Raw genomic sequence first — 18,502 nt, 5'->3', positions numbered from 1 at the left:
GGATATGCTCTAATCGAACTTCAGCACGGGGTGATAAGCGTAGCACAAACGAGAGCCATAACCCACTAAAAACAACAGTTTACGAGAACCAGACCTTAGAAATTAAACGTCGTCCGCAAAGCCCCAATCGTAATCGTGTCATTAGCAGAATTTTGCAATGGATTAAAAATCACAATCACCCCCGGAGTAACACTGACATTATCCGACACCCGAAAACGATAAAACAATTCGACATGAGTCGTCGTACTCGGTTGTCCCCCCGGAGTCGCGTTAGGATTGCCCAAACTCAAGAACGTTGGGACATTGCGACCATCAGGCAGATTACTACTGGTAATTTTCGGCGGTTGTCCCACATATAACCCCGCCACATTGCCCTCTCCCAACAAATCCGAGAACCGGAGAAACGCCATCCAGTTAAGAGTTTGCACACTCCCCGCTTCCACCTTATAGTTCGTGGTGGTATACCCCACCCATCCCCCTAAAGCCACTTGGGGAGTCACTCGAAACTCCAGCGCCCCACCAAAAGCATCCGTCGTCATCGGAGCGCGGAAATTATCAGAATTGGGAATAATGACCAGATCATCCCCCACCCCTGTCCTTAAACTACCCAAAATCGGCGTATAAGCATTCACATATTGCAGAGAAAGGTCAATATTATCCGTCGGGGAAACCACCAACTGACCCCCCACAATCGTGCTGCCATTTTGGCCACCAAATAAGCCCCCACCCGTAGAATTTTCTGGATCTCCCGTAGAATAAACCGCCTGAAAACTGAAACGATCGGTAATTTGCCAATCAATCCCTAAACCCCCTTGTCCACTGCCCACATTAATAATCGGATTCCGTTGAGCAAAACGAGACAGAGGGCCTGACCCCGCGCTTTCAATGCGGTTTACCCCTCGGAAAACATTCGTCGGACTCACCCCCATTGGACCAACAATCACAGCCAAACGATTCGCAATCAAATGACGATAATTGAGGTCAGAAAGCAGCATACTGTTGTCTGTGTCCCCCTCATAGCCCAAACTCACATAATTACCCACCGTATTGGTAAAGGTGCGTCCCGTGTTGCCGTCTCCCATTTGGAAACTGGTCAGCAAGAGACTATAGGGACTAAATTGAGTAAATAAACTCAGTTGAGCATTGTGGATGACATTAATTTTGGTATCTTCATCCCGCAAACGATTCTGGAACAAATCAAAATCATTATCTGGGCTTCGCCCTTGAATCCCGATGACCGCTTGTCCAAAGAGTTTGGTCGTAGTAGAGAACTGATTTTCCTCTAAAAACGCCACTCGTCCCTCTAAACTATCCACCCGGGTAGCCAAAGTGTCGATATCTGCTTGAAATTCTGTCACCAAGCGCTGCATCACTTCGAGATCCTGTAATGTCACCGCATTAGCTTGTTGAGCAATGAGCCTTTCCAAGTATTGGATACAAGCATTCAGTCCAGCCGCGAATTCATAACGAGTGAGGGGGCGCGCTCCCCGAAATGTATTATCTGGATAACCGCTTAAACAGCCGTAGCGGTTAGTTAAGTCCATCAACGCCTCATAAGCCCAATCCGTGGGGGAAACGTCCCTGAATTGGCTCACAGGAGCAAATTGAGCAATAGGATGGTTGCCATCAATAGCCGCTTGATAGACCCCATCAAAAGTAATTTCAGCCTCACTACTGTTCAGGGTATTAGACAAGGGAGCAGATTCGACTAAATCAGGATTGGAGTCCAATTCTTCTCGTTCTTCTGCCGAGTTTTGTAGGGCGTGGACTGTGGGAAAAGCGTCAGATAAGGGCATTTCGAGATCAGCCACCGGGTAGATATCCTCTGCGACCTCGGGAGAAACATTTAAATGTCCTTCTAAATTTCCTTCCGTTTCCAACTCTTCTAAACCAATTTCAGGAGGAAGAGCCACACTGGTTTCAGACCTCAAAACTAACTCAGGAGTGAAAACAAATTCCCCCCCATCCCGTTCTATTCCTTCTAGAGAGAGTTCTGAGGGTATTACTACCTCTTCCCCTGCCCATCTATCAACCTCTAACGCTTCTAATCCTATGGTTGCCTCTTCCTCACGAATTATCCCAGCATCCCGTTCTAGCTCTTCCAAGGGGCTTAAGGTTTCTTCCTCAACAGTAGGGAGAAGGGCATAGGTATCAGCTTTAGAGGAAGGTTCTGTATATCCCTCTTGACTCATCTCCCCCCCCGTCGTGACAGCATCTAACACCGAGGAAGCATCTTCCCAATAGGGGGAGACAGTTTCGGGGCTGGTTTCAGCAACAGCAATCTGTGTTACAGCTCCGAGCAAAGTAAACAGAAAGGTAGAAGAGGCCACCTTTCCAGCATAGAATTTTCGGTTCATCACTCACTCCTCATCAACCAAGAAATCATCCAGGGTTCGCCTAACATATTAGTTGAGTCTTGGGAAATTGCGTGAGTAATATAGAATCGTTCTATATTTTGATTGGCAGTGAATCCTCGGATTGAGGTTGCCCTTTTGTCAACTATGGATAATTTTGTGATCCGAGTGAGCGATCCGGCTGAACCGAAAATTGGTCAATTGCTGGAGCGATTAAATCAATATTTAATGGAGTTATATCCCCCAGAGGTGAATTATATTCCCTCCCTTGAATCTCTGCGACAACCCAATGTGACCTTTTTAGCGGCTTGTTTGCAAGAGGAAGTAATTGGATGTGGAGCTTTAATAGACCAGCAGGGGAAATACGGTGAGATCAAGCGGTTGTTTGTCAAACCCGAGTTTCGACGGTTAAAAATTGGCGATCGCCTTTTAGCCAGTCTGGAAAAGTCTGCCATCTCCTTGAACCTTCCTTGGATTCGTTTAGAAACTGGTATTCTTCAGCCGGAAGCCTTAAGGCTATACGAAAAACGAGGATATCAACCCTGTCCCCCTTTTGATTGTTACAAAGAAGATCCTTTAAGTGTTTTTTTACAAAAGCAATTATTGAGAAGTTAACAACTTGGAAGAGCAACAGTTCAGTTGAGAAGTGAACAATGAGAAGGCAAATATAGGTCTATTTTTCTCAAAATTTGCTAAACTAAAAAAGACGATTCCCCCTCACCCAGAGGAGATAATTCCTATGACCATTTCCTTGGATTGTGAGATACTCTACCCCGACAGTGACGGTCAGCCCATGGCAGACAATACCCTACAATTTCGCTGGATTGTCCTGATTAAAGAAAACCTAGAACTGCTCTTTGCTGACCAGCCCGATGTGTTTGTGGCCGGAGACTTACTGTGGTACCCCGTAGAAGGACACCCGGAAATCCGAGTCGCTCCCGATGCTTTAGTCGCATTTGGCCGTCCAAAGGGAGAACGAGGATCTTATCGACAATGGGAAGAGGATAATATTGCCCCTCAAGTCGTATTTGAAATCCTGTCCCCCGGCAATCGTTTAAAAGAGATGCTCAAAAAGCAGGAATTTTACAATGATTACGGGGTGGAAGAATATTATATTTACAACCCAGACCGTAATGATTTACATGGACTGTATCGCACAGCAGAAGGATTGAGAGCGATTGAAGAAATCCAGAACTGGATAAGTCCTCGTTTAGGGATTCGTTTTGTTGTAACTGGGACGACGTTGGAACTTTATCGTCCTGATGGGCGACCATTCTTGAGCTTTTTGGATTTGGAACAACGGGCCGAGCAGGAAAGACAACGCGCTGAACAAGCTGACCAACAGGCCCGGCAAGCTGACCAACGGGCCCGGCAAGCTGACCAAAGAGCGGAACAGGAACGCCAACGAGCGGAACAGGAAAGGCAACGGGCCCAACAAGCTGACCAACGAGCGGAACGATTAGCGGCACAACTGAGAGCGCTAGGCATTGACCCGGAAGGCTAAATTCTGGAGTTTGCCGTATTGCACTTCTCCCTAAGCCCCCATTTTGAGCCATTGAAAGACTTGTTCTGCGGTAAAAAATAACGCATTAGGGGATGCTAAATAGCTTAGAACCAGAGAATTTAAAGGGGAGAAGCCTACGCTTCCCCCCTCCAATTTTAACCAAAACTCAAAGCCTTTCCTCGCACTTCCGTATGAAGCACCCCCCGTTCATAGGCCACTTGACCCCCAACAATGGTATATTCCGGCCAACCCGTGAGCATCCATCCCTCAAAGGGACTCCAACCACACTTAGAAACCACCTCCTCCCGCAAAACCGGGTGTTCTCGCTCCAAATTTACTAACACTAAATCCCCATCATAGCCCACCTCAATTAAGCCCTTGTTGGGGATGTTATAGGCCTTAGCCACAGCCGTAGACATCCAATTGGCCACCTGTGCATAGGTACAGCGCCCCCGTTTCGCTTGGGTTAACATCAAAGGAAAAGAAGTTTCAACCCCCGGCATTCCCGAAGGCGATAAAGGATAAGGTTTCGCTTTCTCTTCCAAGGTATGGGGAGCGTGGTCTGTAGCAATAAAATCAATCACCCCGTCCAATAAAGCCCGCCATAATACTTCATTATCCCATTCCGTTCTTAGGGGGGGATTCATTTGGGCTAAGGTGCCAATTTTGGCGTAAGCCGTTTGATTTAATAACAAATGTTGGGGCGTAACTTCTGCTGTCACCCAACTGGGTTTTTCCTGCCGCAAGAATTGCGCCTCAATCCCGGTCGAAAGATGCAAAATATGTAAACGACGCTGGTATTTTTTGGACAATTTCAGCGCCAACTGGGTCGCATTTAAAGCCGCTTGGGGGTCTTGAATTTGAGAGTGAACGGCCGGGTCAGAAAAATCAGTGAATTGTTGACGGCGCTCATTAATCCGCCCTTGGTCTTCTGCATGAACGGCAATTAAGCGGGTTCCGGTGGCAAAAATGGGTTCTATTTCGGCCTCGGTACTCACTAACAACGCTCCATGAGCAGACCCCATAAATATCTTAATCCCACAGCTAGGGTTCGCCTCTCGTAGGTCGGGTAAATTTTCCGGGGTTGCACCCATAAAAAACCCATAGTTGACGAGACATTTCTGGGCAGCCCGTTGTAATTTATCGTCTAGTGCTGCTTGGGTGGTGGTCAGGGGGCGGGTGTTGGGCATTTCGAGGAAGGATGTCACTCCGCCCCGCGCACAGGCACAACTGGCTGTAAAGAGGTCTTCTTTGTGTTCGAGGCCTGGTTCCCGGAAATGCACTTGGGGGTCAATTACACCCGGAAAGAGGGTTAAACCTTCGGCCTCAATGATTTTATCCTCGGTTTGGGCTTCGAGTTCAGAGGCAATGGCGCTGATTTTGCCTTGTTCAATGCGCACATCTCCTTTTAGGAAATCCTGATTGGGGAGCAAAATCTGAGCTTGACGGATCAGTAAGTTAGCAGTCATCGTAATTTGGGGGAATAAAATCTGTGGTAAGATTTGGAACGGAATCCAAGCCAAAGGTTAGTTCTTGGCTTCACGGTCTGAGGTCAAATCCTGATCTAAAATTCGGGTCAGGATGTTCTTTGGTGTTTTCTAATTCTACCCCGTTTTTAAGACCCCTTGAACCAATGACTCGAATTGTTTGTCTAGCCAATTCTTGGAAACATGGAGAACGCTGCATTGCGGGAATTGATACGTTTACAAAACAGTGGATTCGTCCTATTTCTGATTTAGAAAAAGGAAAGATTTCCAAGGAAATGCGCCAAATTAATGGCATTGAACCTGCTTTATTAGAGGTTTTAGATATCCCCTTAGAGGGAATGCCGAGTGAGGAGGATTGGGAACGGGAAAACCGGGTGCTGTTACCGGGAACATGGAAACGATTAGGTCACGTTTCGGTTAATTTCTTGCAGCCTTTCTGTGAAAATGAAGGGCATATTCTCCACAATGATCAACGGTATGTTACAATGGAGTATTTGCAATCTTTATCCTTCGGAGAACGCCAGACGTTGCAGTTAGTGGAAGCGGTGGATTTTCAGGTGCGTTCAACGGGTAAACGTTTTGAGGCGATGGAAAAGTGGTCAGGGACGGTGATCACGGTGACGGGACGGGAGATGACGGGGATTATTACGGATCCGGTGTTCAATCGGCGGTTGAGTTTGGGAGATACTCCGCCTTCCCATTGTTTGGTGACGTTTAGCCTCAGTTGGCCTTGGGTGCCTCCGGGGTGGAAGGAAGAGGGAAGTCCCTGTTGGAAGTTAATCGCTTCGGTTATCCCCTGTTCTTCATAATACGATACATCCCCAATAGGCTGGAAATATTGTGCTGGATGTAGTCGATGCGGATTTCAAATTCGGTGATGCCTTTACGGAAGGCGCCTAGGACTTTTTGGGGGTGGGGTAGGTAGAGGGCGGTTTCGGGGTAATACTGGGTGTGGAGTTGGAAGGTGATGCCTAGCTGTAGGGCTTCAAAAATCAAGTCGGCGGCTTCTGGATTGCCGGAGTCTTGGGCGAGGTGGTAGGCGGCACAGAGTCCCTCCATACGGACGGCTGTGGGGATGGTGAGGGGAGGATAGTAGAAGCTGCCTAACCAGTCGATGTCGAGGGGGTCACGGTTTTGGGCTTGGGCGATCGCATCGGCAATCCGTCCAGCATGGGTCAGGTAGAGGGCGGAAGGACGTTCGGGAAAGAGTTCACGGAGGGCATAGAGCAGCCAGTGATCATGGGGGAGGAGTTCATCAGGGACGGCTTCCCGTTTCTCAATCAGGGTGGTGGCGGCGGTGTCGGCATTATCTAACCAAGTGGTATCGCGGGTCAGACGATAGAGACGTAGGAGGGAGAGGATGGCCTCAGCGGGGTAGTATTGGGAGACAAATTGACTGTCGGTGCCGTCGGGATAGGCTTGTTTGTGGAGGGTAAAGGTGCCGTCGGGTTGTTGCAGGCTACGGATGCGTTTCCCGAGTTCTAAAATAATGGGGACGTAGGGTTTATCTTGGGTGAGTTCGGTATATTTGGCGAGGGCAATGATGGTTAAGGCGTTGCCTCCGAGTTTGGCGTAACCATTTTCTACGATGCAGGTTCCGACACCGGGGGAGGGGGCGGGATACATGGATTGGAGGAGGTAGGAGATGGCAGAAAGACAAACTTCGAGTAATTCTTTGTCTTGGGTCACTTCGTAGAGTTCGAGGAGGGCGTAAATAGTCCCGGCATGGCGCAGGATGTTGTACTCTGGTGGGGTTTGGTCGGACTGGGGGAGGTAACGATAAAGAAATTGTCCCTCGGAGTTGAGGGAGGCTTTTAGGTAGTTGCCTCCGGTGATGGCGGCTTCTAGGATTTGGTCGGGGGAGAGGGTTTGATAGTTGAAAATACGATGTCCCCGAAACAGGGATTTTAGGGTTTTTCCGTCCCAGAAGAAACTCCGAGACTCAAATTGATAAAATTTGATTTCTTTGGCCTGCTCAATGCGTTCGTAGGCAGCCAGTTGTTGGGGATGGGTTTGTAGGTATTTTTTAATTCGCTTCGGTTGTAGGTGTAATTCGCTGTTAACGAGGTTGTGGATGTGGAGGTGTTCGGGCAGGAAGGCAATTTGGGAGTCGGCATCAAAGGCTAAACCGTAGAGACTCCGTTCTAGGGGGATGGGGAGGTCGGAGTTTAAACGATGGACGGGGACGACTTTCTGCACGATGTCGAGTTTGAACCAAGTGATGGCGGGGGGCAACTGAGGACGCAGTTGAGTCAGGGCATTTTCTACGGCTTGGGTAATCCCTCGACCCCCTCCCCAAGCGCATTGGGCGGTTGTTTCCCCGTCACTAGCGGATAGGGCCACCAGACGAGGACTTTGGTCTGTGTTGAGGTGGGCGGGAAAATTTAAGGGTTCTTGGGGGTTTTGTAGGGTGGCTTCGAGGGAATAGGCGATCGCTTCGAGATCCATTTCCCCCAAAACAAAGATGTTTTGAATGTCCCCAAACCAAACTTTTTGCTGCGTCATTTTTATCCCGTTCAACCCTGTACCGATTTCAATTTATCTTACATCTTCCCTTTGAGGGGTCAGGACAAAAACCCCTCCTCGGTGTTCTCCCCCCATGACTCAACCCCGCTCCAAAAAGGTCAAACCTCCAATTAGCACGGTTTTTGCTTCTTGGCTCAGTATTTTTACTGAACTAAGAAAATATAAATATTTTCCCCTGTGTCCTAATAAATGCTTAAATATTTTCCGCAATATAGGCTGAAAGTTATATATATCAAGTTTTTTGCTATAAAGCTATTATTCCCGACAAGCTGAATAAACGGCGTTTAAAATTTGGCGGTTCTCTGTAAAGATTAGATGAAGATTGGCTATTTTTTATACAAGGTCACTACGGGATCGGTTAAATTAGAAGATAGGAAGGAATAGGAATCATCAGGGGCAATCATCTACAAGCCAATTATTTTTGCTTAAAGCACAGGGGACCAGGGACGATGATGACTCAACTTCTCACCAAACCGTTACAACTAGCTACTGTGAGTGCTGTTTTATGGGCGATCGCAACTTCTGCCACCCAAGCGGCCTCTCTCACTTGGAACTACGCAGCGGACTCCTCCTCTGATGGTATTAGTACCTTGGGGGTATCCAGTGAAAGTGAGATGTTTGGGTTAGCCTACGCCCAAGACTCGGAAAATATTTACTTTGCCTTTAATAGCAATCTCTCATTAGGGGGAACCAATCCTTGGGGGGATTTCTTCTTAAACTTCAACTACTGGCAAAATCCCAGCATTGATAGTTCTTTAGCCAATGGCAACCTCTTAGCGGTTCACTTCGATGCAGAAAATAGTTCCGGGGCGACGGAAGGATTAGGGGTTTATCAACTCAACCCCAACGACAGTCTTTTGTTTACAGCCGACTGGGCCAACTATGACCAATACAATCAACAAGTCTGGCAGTCTGGCGGTCAAGTGACTAATATTACAGGCTTAGGCATTGGCGAATCCCAAAATTATCTAGGCGCTTATGGTCGTTCCGTTATGGGTAGCGGCACCAAATTAGGCGATATTCAGCTTTTCGAGCAAAACCAACTCACCTTACTGGGTTTAGATTTTTCTGGACAACCTCTCGGCAGTTCTATCTTTGGCTTTAGTTTTGCTCGTTCTCTCTTACCTGATGGGAATTTAGATTGGATTGGTCATGTGATGGCTCAATCTGGGGCCGATACAATGGGCATGATTGGGCAGTTTCAACCCGGTTCCGCCTTTCCTCCTCCCCCCAATCCCACTCCTTCCCCCGATCTCGATCCAGATCCCCAACCTGTGCCGGAACCTTCCGTTTTAATGGCAATGGTGGTTGCTCTAGTGGGATTTTGCACCCGCAAATCTCCCTAGGGAACAGGGAAAGGGAACAGGGAAAAGGTGTCAACAATCTCTGATTACTGTGAATGCACACCAGCTTAACTTGTCAAGGTTGCCCAATACTCTAAAGGGAATAAGAGCGGAAGTTGTTACCAATAGCTGACGAGGAAAGCGTGAGCCTTCTTTCAATATTAGAGGTAGAATTAAAGATAAGTACAAAGTAGGGCATGGGATATGAACGACAATGCAACCCCAACTCAGCGACTGGCTGAGAAGGTAGAAGTCTCGATCCAACTTGACTCCGACCTACTCGATCAGTTGAGACACCTAACCAATGACCCCAGTCGGGTGATTGAATCCGCGATTAAACAATGGCTGAGAGGAGAACGGGAACGGGATGATGAATTAACCCGAACGTTCCGTCGCAATCCTCCTGTACCACCTCGTGGGGAATGGAACGATTAAGTAGGAGAGTCAGTAGGAAAGCCATTCCTAAAAAAGTCCCCACCCTATCACTAAGTTGTAAATAACTGAGTTAAGGTGGGTGCAGTTTGGAAGGGGGGGCTAAACCTCATTCATAACAACAAGGAACAAGGATAGGATTCAAAACTTTGGGCAGGCAAGGCTTCACATTTGTTCATACTAACTTGTGATGACTCAAGGGGAAGGACAACGGTGAAACCTGTGACGGGAACTCTGTACAGTGTAAGCTTCAGAAACGTTGCAACTGCCCAAAAAATCGATAGCCTAAAATAGGTAGTTTAGAATCATCAGGTGATTAGATTTGAGCCAGTCTAGTTCAAACAAAGTTCTACAAACCCATCTTGCGGATTTAATCTTCATTATTTCAATCCTTCAAGCACAACCTTCTTCGGATCGACTGCTATGACATCTGCACCCGTATTTTCAGCGACAACGATCTGCTTATCAGACTTAGGACCTGAATTAGTTTACCTGCAAAATAACCAAGGTCAGTATCTTTCATTTTACTGGAAGTATGCAGAAGAATACGGTTTTAATCCAGAAGATGTGATCAGAAATTCCGAAAATCCTGCCTTTGCTCCGGTGGAAATGAACCAGTATCGGGAGCATATTCAAAGGGTGATGGAACGACGCATTCCTGAGACTTATCATTGCTTGTTCCAATACGGTGATTATACAGTGCCGATGGAGTTAGTTATTACTCCTGTTTTCAATTCGGGGGAAGTGGTTTCTTCGGTGTTAGTGATGGGGCATTGTTTAGATGAAAAGGTGATTTCTAAAACCAGTTATACAGCCCTCACCCCAGAACCGGATAGTTATCAAAATTTAGCGCAGCAAATTATGCGCAATATTCGCCGTCATCCCTATCAAAATTTGCTGGGTGAGTTGTTGCGGAATATTCGTAAAACCTTAGATTTAGATATTATTTGGCGGCAAACGGTGGATGGACTGGGGGAAACCTTGGAGGTGAGCCGTTGTTTGATTATTTCCTATGATATGGAAAATAAGGTGTTTCGGGTGGAGGCGGAATATTGCCAAAAACCCTATAAACCCATGTTGGGCGAGCGCCTGTATTTGGAAAATGAACCCTATTTACAGCAAGCTTTGCAGAGTTCAGATCCTGTTGCACTCGATGAGTTAGCGGTAGAAACCTTTGAGCAGAAATCGGTTTTGATTGCCTCTACGTTCTATCAAAATCAACGGAATGCGCTGATTTGCTTGCAACAATGCGATCGCCATCGGTATTGGGGAGAGGCAGAAATCGAGTTGCTGCGTGAGTTTGCCGCCCAAGTTGGAACAGCCATTGCCCACGCCACCCTCTACAAAGAATTAGAATTAGCCAGCAAAAAAGCCGAAGAAGCCTCCCGTTTAAAAAGTGATTTCCTCGCCAGTACCTCCCACGAATTACGCACCCCCCTCAACGGGATTATCGGCTTTTTACGCTTAATTCTAGACGGCATGGCCGATGATCCCTTAGAACAACGGGAATTTCTCGAAGAAGCCCATAAATCCGCCCTTCATTTGCTCAATTTAATCAACGATATTTTAGATGTTGCCAAAATTGAAGCCGGAAAACTAGACTTAGAACTCTCCGATTTTAGACTTGGATTATTATTTGAAAACGTCGAAAACTTTACCCGAACTCAGGCGCTTCAGAAAAAGCTCAGTTATGAGATTCAAACCCCATCAACCCGGGATCCCATCATGGTTTATGGTAACTATCAACGCCTGTTACAAGTTATGTTGAATTTAGTGGGGAATGCCATTAAATTTACTCACGAGGGCGGCATTACCATCAGTGCAGATATCTTGAAAAAACCCCTGACCTTTAATGGTCAAAAATTCCCCGGAAGTGTACGGATTCGCGTCGCAGATACGGGGATTGGCGTAGCCTTAGAAGAACAACCCCGCTTATTCCAAAAATTCAGCACCGTTGATGGAGGACGGACGAAAAAATACGGAGGAACGGGTTTAGGTTTAGCCATTTCCCAGAAGTTAATTGAAGCAATGGGGGGAACTATTAATTTCTTTAGTATGGGGGAAGATTTGGGATCTACCGTCACGTTTACCGTGCCTCTATTCCAAATGCCTATTATGAAAGTCAGTCAAGATTAAGCCACTGGATTACAAAACTCCAATGGAAACGCTATAGCACAGAGGAACAGTGAAACGGAGAATTCCTCTATGGATCGGGGAATGGTCAAAGGATCGTTCTGTCTTTTGCCAGATGACAGAATGCCCTAAGGATTAGACAATAGAAGGGTGGCCGTTGGGCTATCATCTCACCTCAGTTTGGGGTGGTTTTGGTGAAATAAGCAATAAGGATCAGAAACAATGTCATTAGCACTAACCAGCGACAATGTGGAACAAGTTCTCGATGAAATGCGCCCTTATTTGATGGCGGATGGTGGAAATGTGGAATTAGTGGAAATTGACGGGCCAGTGGTGAAACTGCGTTTACAAGGGGCTTGTGGGTCTTGTCCCAGTTCCACCATGACCTTGAGAATGGGGATTGAACGGCGTTTGCGGGAGTTTATCCCGGAAATTGCCGAAGTAGAACAAGTCATTTAGTTTGGGCGCATAGTTTGGGCGCATAGTTTGGGTGCAACGGAGCGCGAAACCCAACAATTCGCCGCCGTTTTGGGGTGGGATGCCGACGGATTAGAGGCCATTGTTCATCATGGCTAACTCGGCGCGCAACTGTTCGATAAACTGCTTGGCAGTTCGACCAGAACGCCCATTATTGCGAGTTGCCCACTGTTTCGCTCGAAATTCCAAGTCAGCCGCATTAATGTTAATTTGCGACTCCCGGGCGAGATGGTGGACAATTTGTAAGTAAGTGTCTTGGTTGGCGGGTTCAAAGGTAAGGGTCAGACCAAAGCGATCGCTAAAAGAAAGTTTTTCCTGTACCGTGTCCCAGTAGTGGATTTCTGAGGCATCTTGGGGACGAGGGCGATCGCTAAAAAACTCCCGCACCAGATGACGACGGTTAGAAGTTGCATACACCACCACATTTTGCGCCCTAGCCGTCACACTGCCTTCAAGAACCACCTTCATCGACTTAAACGCCTCATCATTCTCCTCAAAAGACAGATCATCCACAAAAATAATAAACTTTTGCGGCACCCCCCGCAGACACTCCACAATTTCCGGCAACGCATTGAGATGAGACTTTTCCACCTCCACCAAACGTAACCCGCACTCCCCAAACTGATTGAGCAATCCCTTGACCAAGGAAGATTTCCCCGTCCCCCGACTGCCGTAGAGCAACACATGAAGAGCAGGATGACTAGCTAACAAAAACTCCGTATTGCGGATTAAAGCCCGTTTTTGACCTTCGTAGCCCATAATTTCCGAGATTTGCACCGGGTCCGGGTTAGGAATCCCCACAAACTCCCCATCTTGCCAGCGTAAAGCCCGATAACGGGCAAAAATCCCACAGCCATGCTGTTGATAGTACACCGCCAACTTAATCACCGCCTCCTCCCAGTGAACTTGTTGATGGAGAAAAGCCCCCGGACAAACAGGGGGAATGTCTAAATTCCAAGGCACAGGGGCGACAATACTTTTCGAGAGATTCTGCACCCAATAACTTAACTGTTCCCCAGTGCATTGATAGAGAGCTTGGAGGGCCTGTAAATCTTGGGTAACAGCTTGAACCAGAACAGGGGGTAAGTCTTCCACAGAAGTCCGTTGAACCTGCTGGCTGAAGGGGTTATCATCCCACAAAACCGAATTCACCAGATAATCTTGCCAACTTTGGTTACTCGTGGCGAGTTGGCGAAACCAATGGGCGTAAGCTTGGAGGCAGAGGATAGGGTTAGCCGTTTGTAACGCATCAAGCAGAGTGAGAAAGGCCTCCCCAATGGGATGCTGTAGAACACCTTGATAAAGCAGCAGCGAGGCGGCTTTTTGTTGGAGGACGTAGATGGATGGATTTGACGGAGACATAATTAGCTGAGTTTAGACAATCCCCAGTCTAAAGACACAGGGATTTGTTAATCAACGTCGCCGCTTGCCCTAGCCAGACTGCTATAACCAGAGTAGGGGCCGCGACTCCTAAAGCGTTACTTCCGGTCTGCCCGACCGTAGATTTTGTCCGACGCAAAATATTGATACTCCTACTATCTTGCACTGATTCTCACCCTTTTCGGTAATATTAGGGTGTCGTGACTCAATGCTAAGGGCTTTTAGCTCTTCCTAGAGTGGATTTTTCCTCCTTTACTCACCCTGATTTTTTCGATGACATCTTCCGGTTTTTCATCTTCAGGTTTCTCCCAAAAGTCAGCCGTTGTTCAAGCGGTGGTGTTGATGTCCTACTATGGTTTTGACACCAAAGGGGTCACAGCAGCCGAGTTAGTCTTGCAATGGTTAGAGATTTATGAGGCCAGTTGGATTCGTTCAGCAGTGATTGAAGCCTTATATCAGGGACGCTATAAGGGCGTGTCAGTGGAACAAATCTTACGCTTGTGGTTGCGACGGGAACAGCCCTTTCCCCGCTTTACGGCAGATTTTGAACGGTTAATCTGTCGGAAGTTTCCGGACTACTTCGCCGCAGAAGCGGAACCTGTACCTGAGTATCTAGATTATTTGGATGATCAGGAGGACAAGGTGCAAGAGGAAACCGAGGTTAGAGTGGAAGAAGTGGGCTTAGATGGAGACTCAGAGATAAATCTGGACTTGGGGGAACAACATCTCTCTCAGTTGTTGGAGTGGGAGGGGGAGGAGTTGGAGTTAGATAGTACCCCTATCGCACCCTTAACAGTGTTGCCCATTGTATTACCCGATGAGTGGTTCAGGGGAGATTTTTCCCAGAGGTTAGAACCCACCCCCTCAGAACGAGAAACCCTGTCCAATCTAGAATTAAAACCCGAGGAAATGCCCCTAGCCGCCCCAGCAACGGCTGAAACAGCCCCAGAACCTCTCACAGAGTCTAAACCCCTAAAAGGCAAGCCAGAAAGCCCCACATTGCCCTCAGTGAACCCTAACAGCGTCCCCTACTACCCCAGCGCCATCCGTAAATTCATCCCTTTACTGGATAAGAAGTCCTCGGGTTTTTCTCGCAAGTTAGAAAAAATGGCCGTGGATAGTTAGGTTAGGTTTTGTAGCCATTGCTCCACTTCTTCTAAGCGGGAAAAGTCTAAGAGTGCCTCGCCTAGGGTTTCTAGTTGTTCTACGCTCAAGGCTTCGATTTGGGTTTGCATCTGGGGGGGAATTTCTAGGTAGCAACGAGTTAAGAGACGGAGAATAAGCGATCGCTCTCCTTCCTAGTTTAGACAACCTGTAAGACAAAATGCAGACCTGCCCAGGTTTCCACATTGAGGGCATAAAAATCAGTTGGAGAACTTAAGATGTCGGGACTAACAGCGCTGGCGTTGTGAATATCCTGTAAAATGGCCTGGGCGACTTCTTGGGGGTTGGGTAACTCTACAAAGCGATCGCCTTCTCCCTTGTTGGCTAAACTGGTCAACAGGGTGAGGGTTTCGCTAAAGGGTTCAGTGCTAAACAGGGTAAATAATTCCACCACCCCGGTAGACCCCGTAATAAACCAGTTAAGATTAGACGGTGTGCGGGGTAGGGTGAGGGTTTGCCCGGCCTCGATTTGTAAGGAGTTAGACTCAATGGCGTTGTAGTTGGGATCTGAAAGACTAGAGAGGGCGGGAGTATAGAGAACAAGGGGGTTGCCTAGGGGATCTAATCCCACCAGTAACACATACAGTTTGCGATCGCCTTGATTCACTAACTGACATTCCAATTTCCCCCCCACAGGCAGCGTGACCAGGGTGCTGGTGCGGTCGGCCAAGTTGGGAGCATTCTGACTCATCACCCCCCCGAGATAACGTCCTGTAGACCGTTCCAACAGTGTCATCGGTTGAGGTTGCAACAGTTGGAAACGCACCGTCACCCCCAACCGAGACGATCCCTCATTCACCATTAACCCCCACAATTTACCCGCTAAAAGGGTTTTTAAATGGGGAATCAAGCGATTAACTGCCGACCGTACCGCTTCATCCGCCATGCCCAAAGTATTAGGAATCGGTAAATTGCCCACGGAAAATAACTCATAACCCTTGGTCGGGGGACGATCTAACGGCTGTAAATCTGTCATGGCCACTGTCACCGGATGGGGGGATTTGGCCTTCCCAAACAAACAATCAGCCCGTTGTTCCCCGGCCGTCACCACAGAGGACACCACCTTAATATTGGCAAAGGCACTGGTAGCATCCACCCGTTCAATGCGTTGCAAGGCGTTATCTAAGGCCACGACTAGCCCGATATGGCGAGGTAAGACCCGAATGGCTTCCTGTACCCATTGCCCCACTTTCAAGGCCGTAGCGGGGCTGTCTACCCCCTTCGCTTTCGCTTTTAACCCATTACGGGACCGGATTTGAACTTGGGGGGTTTCTGGGGTAATCTCACCCTCCACCACCCAAAAGCGGGAATTCCCACAGACATCTAACACCCCAGCAGGCAACCCCCCGAGGGTTAATTGCACCATATTCTGTTCTTCATCAATGGCGATAATTGCCCCCTCAGCCCCGAAAGTGGGCTGAAGGGGTAAGTCATAGACTAAGGGCGGATTGCCGGAAAAGGTACCAATGCCTTGGGGCTGCTGGGTGGTTAGGGGGCGTAGGGTTTCTGTGGCTCGGGTGAGGCTAATATAGAGCGTGCTAGGGGGGGTACTTTCCCAGAGATATTGGGTTAAGGCATAGGTAAATAAACCTGCACTAAAGCCATTCCATTGACTCTCCAAGGCCGGTTGATCGTGAGCGGCGGCTGTCAGGATAAAGCCCGGAAAGCTGGACTTTCCCCAATTGAGGGGGGTGGCCGAGCGACCGGCCGAACGGAGAAGGCGTAACTGTTCTTGAAAGGCTAATTCCTCCGGGCTGGGGCGTTTGGCGGGTTCACTGGGGCTGGAGCGCGATCGCAAATTCCCCCGCAATTCTGGCCCATTGCTGGCATAACTGGTATCTAACACCAAGGTGACATGACGAGTGGAAAGCGATCGCGCCAACAAAATCAAGGTTTCCTCTAACAAATCATTAACCGCCGGTTCCCCCTTCGTGGCAATCACCCCATCGGCCGGAACCAAACTCCGCACCAACAGTTCCCCCTCTTCCGTCGTCCCCGGCAAGCGCACCTGACTGCCATAGCCACTAAAATGAAACACCACCCGATCCCCCTCCTTCGCTTGTTGGATCAGGTGTTCTGAAAAAGCCGATTCGATATTTTCCCGCGTTGCCTCCTGATTCAGCAACGAGACAATATCCCCCCGTTGGAAGCCAAAGCGGTGAACTAATAACTCCCGTTGTAGAGCAACATCGGTCCCACAACCCTGCAACGGGGACTTATAGGGATATTGATCAATCCCCACCAACAACGCCAACTTACGCCCTGTAGGAGTTGCCAAACCTTGAGCATAAGCATTACCCAAAGGGAAAGCCTTGGCCTTGGGACTAACCATCCACTGTCCGCCCCAAGTCAGCAGACCTAAACCCAAACCTTGTAAAAATGTCCGTCGATCCAATCCCATAGCCCTTGTCCGCTATCCATCGACCCTATCAGGGTATCAGGTTTTTACTCTAGTTGTTGAGGGGAAAGGGACTAACCACCTTCCCCTTAACCCCTCCTTTCCATTTTAAGCAACAGGGACTTGCATCGCCTTGGCCAACTCGGCCGCCACTTCAGGACGAGAGAATTGAGGAGGGGGTAACTCACCCCGTCGTAACATTTCCCGCACCTTCGTCCCCGATAGATGAATCCGTTCCTCTAGCTTACTCGGACTGGTTTTCGTCGTCGCCATTTGTTGCGTCCGGGTGCAATAAAAAGCGTGTTCAAACTTCATGGGTTGAATCCCCAACTCTTGGGGTTCAAACTGATCGAAAATCTTCTGAGCGTCGTAAGTGCCGTAATAGTCCCCCACACCTGCATGATCTCGTCCCACAATAAAATGGGTACAGCCGTAATTTTTCCGAATCAGGGCGTGGAAAATCGCCTCCCGAGGGCCAGCATAGCGCATGGCTGAGGGATTAATGGCTAACATTACCCGGTCTTGGGGGAAATAATGCTCTAGCATGATCTCATAGCAACGCATCCGCACATCCGCCGGAATATCATCGCTCTTAGTTGCGCCGACGAGGGGATGTAAAAACAACCCATCCACGGTTTCTAGAGCGCATTTTTGAATATACTCATGGGCGCGGTGGATGGGGTTGCGAGTTTGAAACCCTACAATAGTTTGCCAGCCTAATTCTTTAAACTTAGCGCGAGAGAAAAGGGGATCAATTTGATATTGAGGGAAGAGAGGGTGAGGATCTCGTTGCAGCAACCACACCGGGCCGGCTAAATTGACCGCACCTTGGTCATACACCACCTTAACCCCCGGATGTTTAATGTCATCGGTGCCGTAGACATTTAAGACTTCATGGGCTTTGTTGTAGTGGTATTTCTGGGTGAGTTCCAACACCCCAATAAAACGACCTTCTGCATCATCTAAACGCACCCAATTCCCTTCTTTTATGGGATCGGCTTGTTCTTGACTGACGGAAAGGGTGATGGGGATTGACCAGACGGTACCATTGACTAAGCGCATTTCTGTAACGACTTGCTCATAGTCGGCCTGTTCCATGAAGCCCATTAAGGGACTAAATCCCCCAATGGCAATCATTTGTAGGTCAGAAATGGCGCGTTCATCCAATTGGACGCGGGGCAGTTGATCCCCTTGGGCTAAAAATTCCTGTCGTTCTGCTTCTGAAGCTAGGCGATTGATAAGATGTCCGCCGTGGGGCGCGATGCCATCAACATGAGTAGTCATACTAAATCTTGATTGATTGC

The 18,502-nt window shown here is 48.2% G+C and carries 14 protein-coding genes and 1 pseudogene; 8 read left to right on the top strand and 7 right to left on the bottom strand.

Annotated features, from left to right (window positions below; translation table 11 throughout):
* Positions 1–95: 95 nt before the first annotated feature.
* Positions 96–2,357, bottom strand: a complete 2,262-nt coding sequence (locus tag K4A83_RS04005) for an iron uptake porin (protein WP_265263126.1) — start codon at positions 2,355–2,357, stop codon at positions 96–98.
* A 144-nt stretch (positions 2,358–2,501) separates the two neighbouring features.
* On the opposite strand from K4A83_RS04005, the gene K4A83_RS04000 reads away from it, so the two are divergent.
* Positions 2,502–2,969: a GNAT family N-acetyltransferase gene (locus K4A83_RS04000; protein WP_265263125.1), complete on the top strand. Its 468-nt coding sequence runs from the start codon at positions 2,502–2,504 to the stop codon at positions 2,967–2,969.
* Positions 2,970–3,093: 124 nt separating this feature from the next.
* Entirely contained in the window at positions 3,094–3,858 is a 765-nt protein-coding gene (locus K4A83_RS03995) for a Uma2 family endonuclease (RefSeq protein ID WP_265263124.1), read from the top strand.
* A 155-nt stretch (positions 3,859–4,013) separates the two neighbouring features.
* On the opposite strand, the gene K4A83_RS03990 is transcribed toward K4A83_RS03995, so the two are convergent.
* Entirely contained in the window at positions 4,014–5,327 is a 1,314-nt protein-coding gene (locus K4A83_RS03990; protein WP_265263123.1) for a dihydroorotase, read from the bottom strand.
* Positions 5,328–5,491: 164 nt separating this feature from the next.
* On the opposite strand from K4A83_RS03990, the gene K4A83_RS03985 reads away from it, so the two are divergent.
* Positions 5,492–6,154 carry a dual OB domain-containing protein gene (locus K4A83_RS03985; protein WP_265263122.1) on the top strand — a complete coding sequence of 221 codons (663 nt, stop codon included), beginning with the start codon at positions 5,492–5,494 and terminating at the stop codon, positions 6,152–6,154.
* Here the strand turns inward: K4A83_RS03985 and K4A83_RS03980 are convergent.
* The gene (locus K4A83_RS03980) at positions 6,135–7,850 is read right to left on the bottom strand and encodes a glycoside hydrolase family protein (protein WP_265263121.1); all 1,716 of its coding nucleotides are present in this window, start codon (positions 7,848–7,850) and stop codon (positions 6,135–6,137) included. The genes K4A83_RS03985 and K4A83_RS03980 overlap by 20 nt on opposite strands.
* A 470-nt stretch (positions 7,851–8,320) precedes the next feature.
* Here K4A83_RS03980 and K4A83_RS03975 point away from each other — a divergent pair, with 470 nt between their 5' ends.
* The 4 genes from K4A83_RS03975 (at position 8,321) to K4A83_RS03960 (ending at position 12,238) form a co-directional block, all read left to right on the top strand.
* Positions 8,321–9,217 carry an XDD3 family exosortase-dependent surface protein gene (locus K4A83_RS03975; RefSeq protein WP_265263120.1) on the top strand — a complete coding sequence of 299 codons (897 nt, stop codon included), beginning with the start codon at positions 8,321–8,323 and terminating at the stop codon, positions 9,215–9,217.
* 201 nt (positions 9,218–9,418) lie between these two features.
* Positions 9,419–9,649 (top strand): type II toxin-antitoxin system CcdA family antitoxin, encoded by a 231-nt coding sequence (locus K4A83_RS03970; RefSeq protein WP_265263119.1) that lies wholly within the window; start codon positions 9,419–9,421, stop codon positions 9,647–9,649.
* 420 nt (positions 9,650–10,069) lie between these two features.
* Positions 10,070–11,782, top strand: a complete 1,713-nt coding sequence (locus K4A83_RS03965) for an ATP-binding protein (protein WP_265263118.1) — start codon at positions 10,070–10,072, stop codon at positions 11,780–11,782.
* 219 nt (positions 11,783–12,001) lie between these two features.
* The gene (locus K4A83_RS03960; protein ID WP_265263117.1) at positions 12,002–12,238 is read left to right on the top strand and encodes a NifU family protein; all 237 of its coding nucleotides are present in this window, start codon (positions 12,002–12,004) and stop codon (positions 12,236–12,238) included.
* Between the two features lie 90 nt (positions 12,239–12,328).
* Here K4A83_RS03960 and K4A83_RS03955 read toward each other — a convergent pair whose 3' ends face one another.
* Positions 12,329–13,618: an ATP-binding protein gene (locus K4A83_RS03955; protein WP_265263116.1), complete on the bottom strand. Its 1,290-nt coding sequence runs from the start codon at positions 13,616–13,618 to the stop codon at positions 12,329–12,331.
* 291 nt (positions 13,619–13,909) lie between these two features.
* On the opposite strand from K4A83_RS03955, the gene K4A83_RS03950 reads away from it, so the two are divergent.
* Entirely contained in the window at positions 13,910–14,761 is an 852-nt protein-coding gene (locus tag K4A83_RS03950) for a hypothetical protein (protein ID WP_265263115.1), read from the top strand.
* Here K4A83_RS03950 and K4A83_RS03945 read toward each other — a convergent pair.
* The 3 genes and pseudogenes from K4A83_RS03945 to sat form a co-directional block, all read right to left on the bottom strand.
* Positions 14,758–14,922 (bottom strand): annotated as a pseudogene (locus tag K4A83_RS03945) (DUF4351 domain-containing protein); the annotation flags it as partial. The gene K4A83_RS03950 and the pseudogene K4A83_RS03945 sit on opposite strands and share 4 nt — an antisense overlap.
* Positions 14,923–14,939: 17 nt before the next feature.
* Positions 14,940–17,201, bottom strand: a complete 2,262-nt coding sequence (locus K4A83_RS03940) for a caspase family protein (RefSeq protein ID WP_265263114.1) — start codon at positions 17,199–17,201, stop codon at positions 14,940–14,942.
* 105 nt (positions 17,202–17,306) lie between these two features.
* Positions 17,307–18,482, bottom strand: a complete 1,176-nt coding sequence (sat, locus tag K4A83_RS03935) for a sulfate adenylyltransferase (RefSeq protein WP_265263113.1) — start codon at positions 18,480–18,482, stop codon at positions 17,307–17,309.
* Positions 18,483–18,502 lie beyond the last annotated feature (20 nt).

It is taken from the genome of Spirulina subsalsa FACHB-351, from assembly GCF_026130165.1.
Lineage (GTDB): Bacteria > Cyanobacteriota > Cyanobacteriia > Cyanobacteriales > Spirulinaceae > Spirulina_A > Spirulina_A subsalsa_A.
This window is presented reverse-complemented; position numbering and strand designations above follow the sequence as displayed.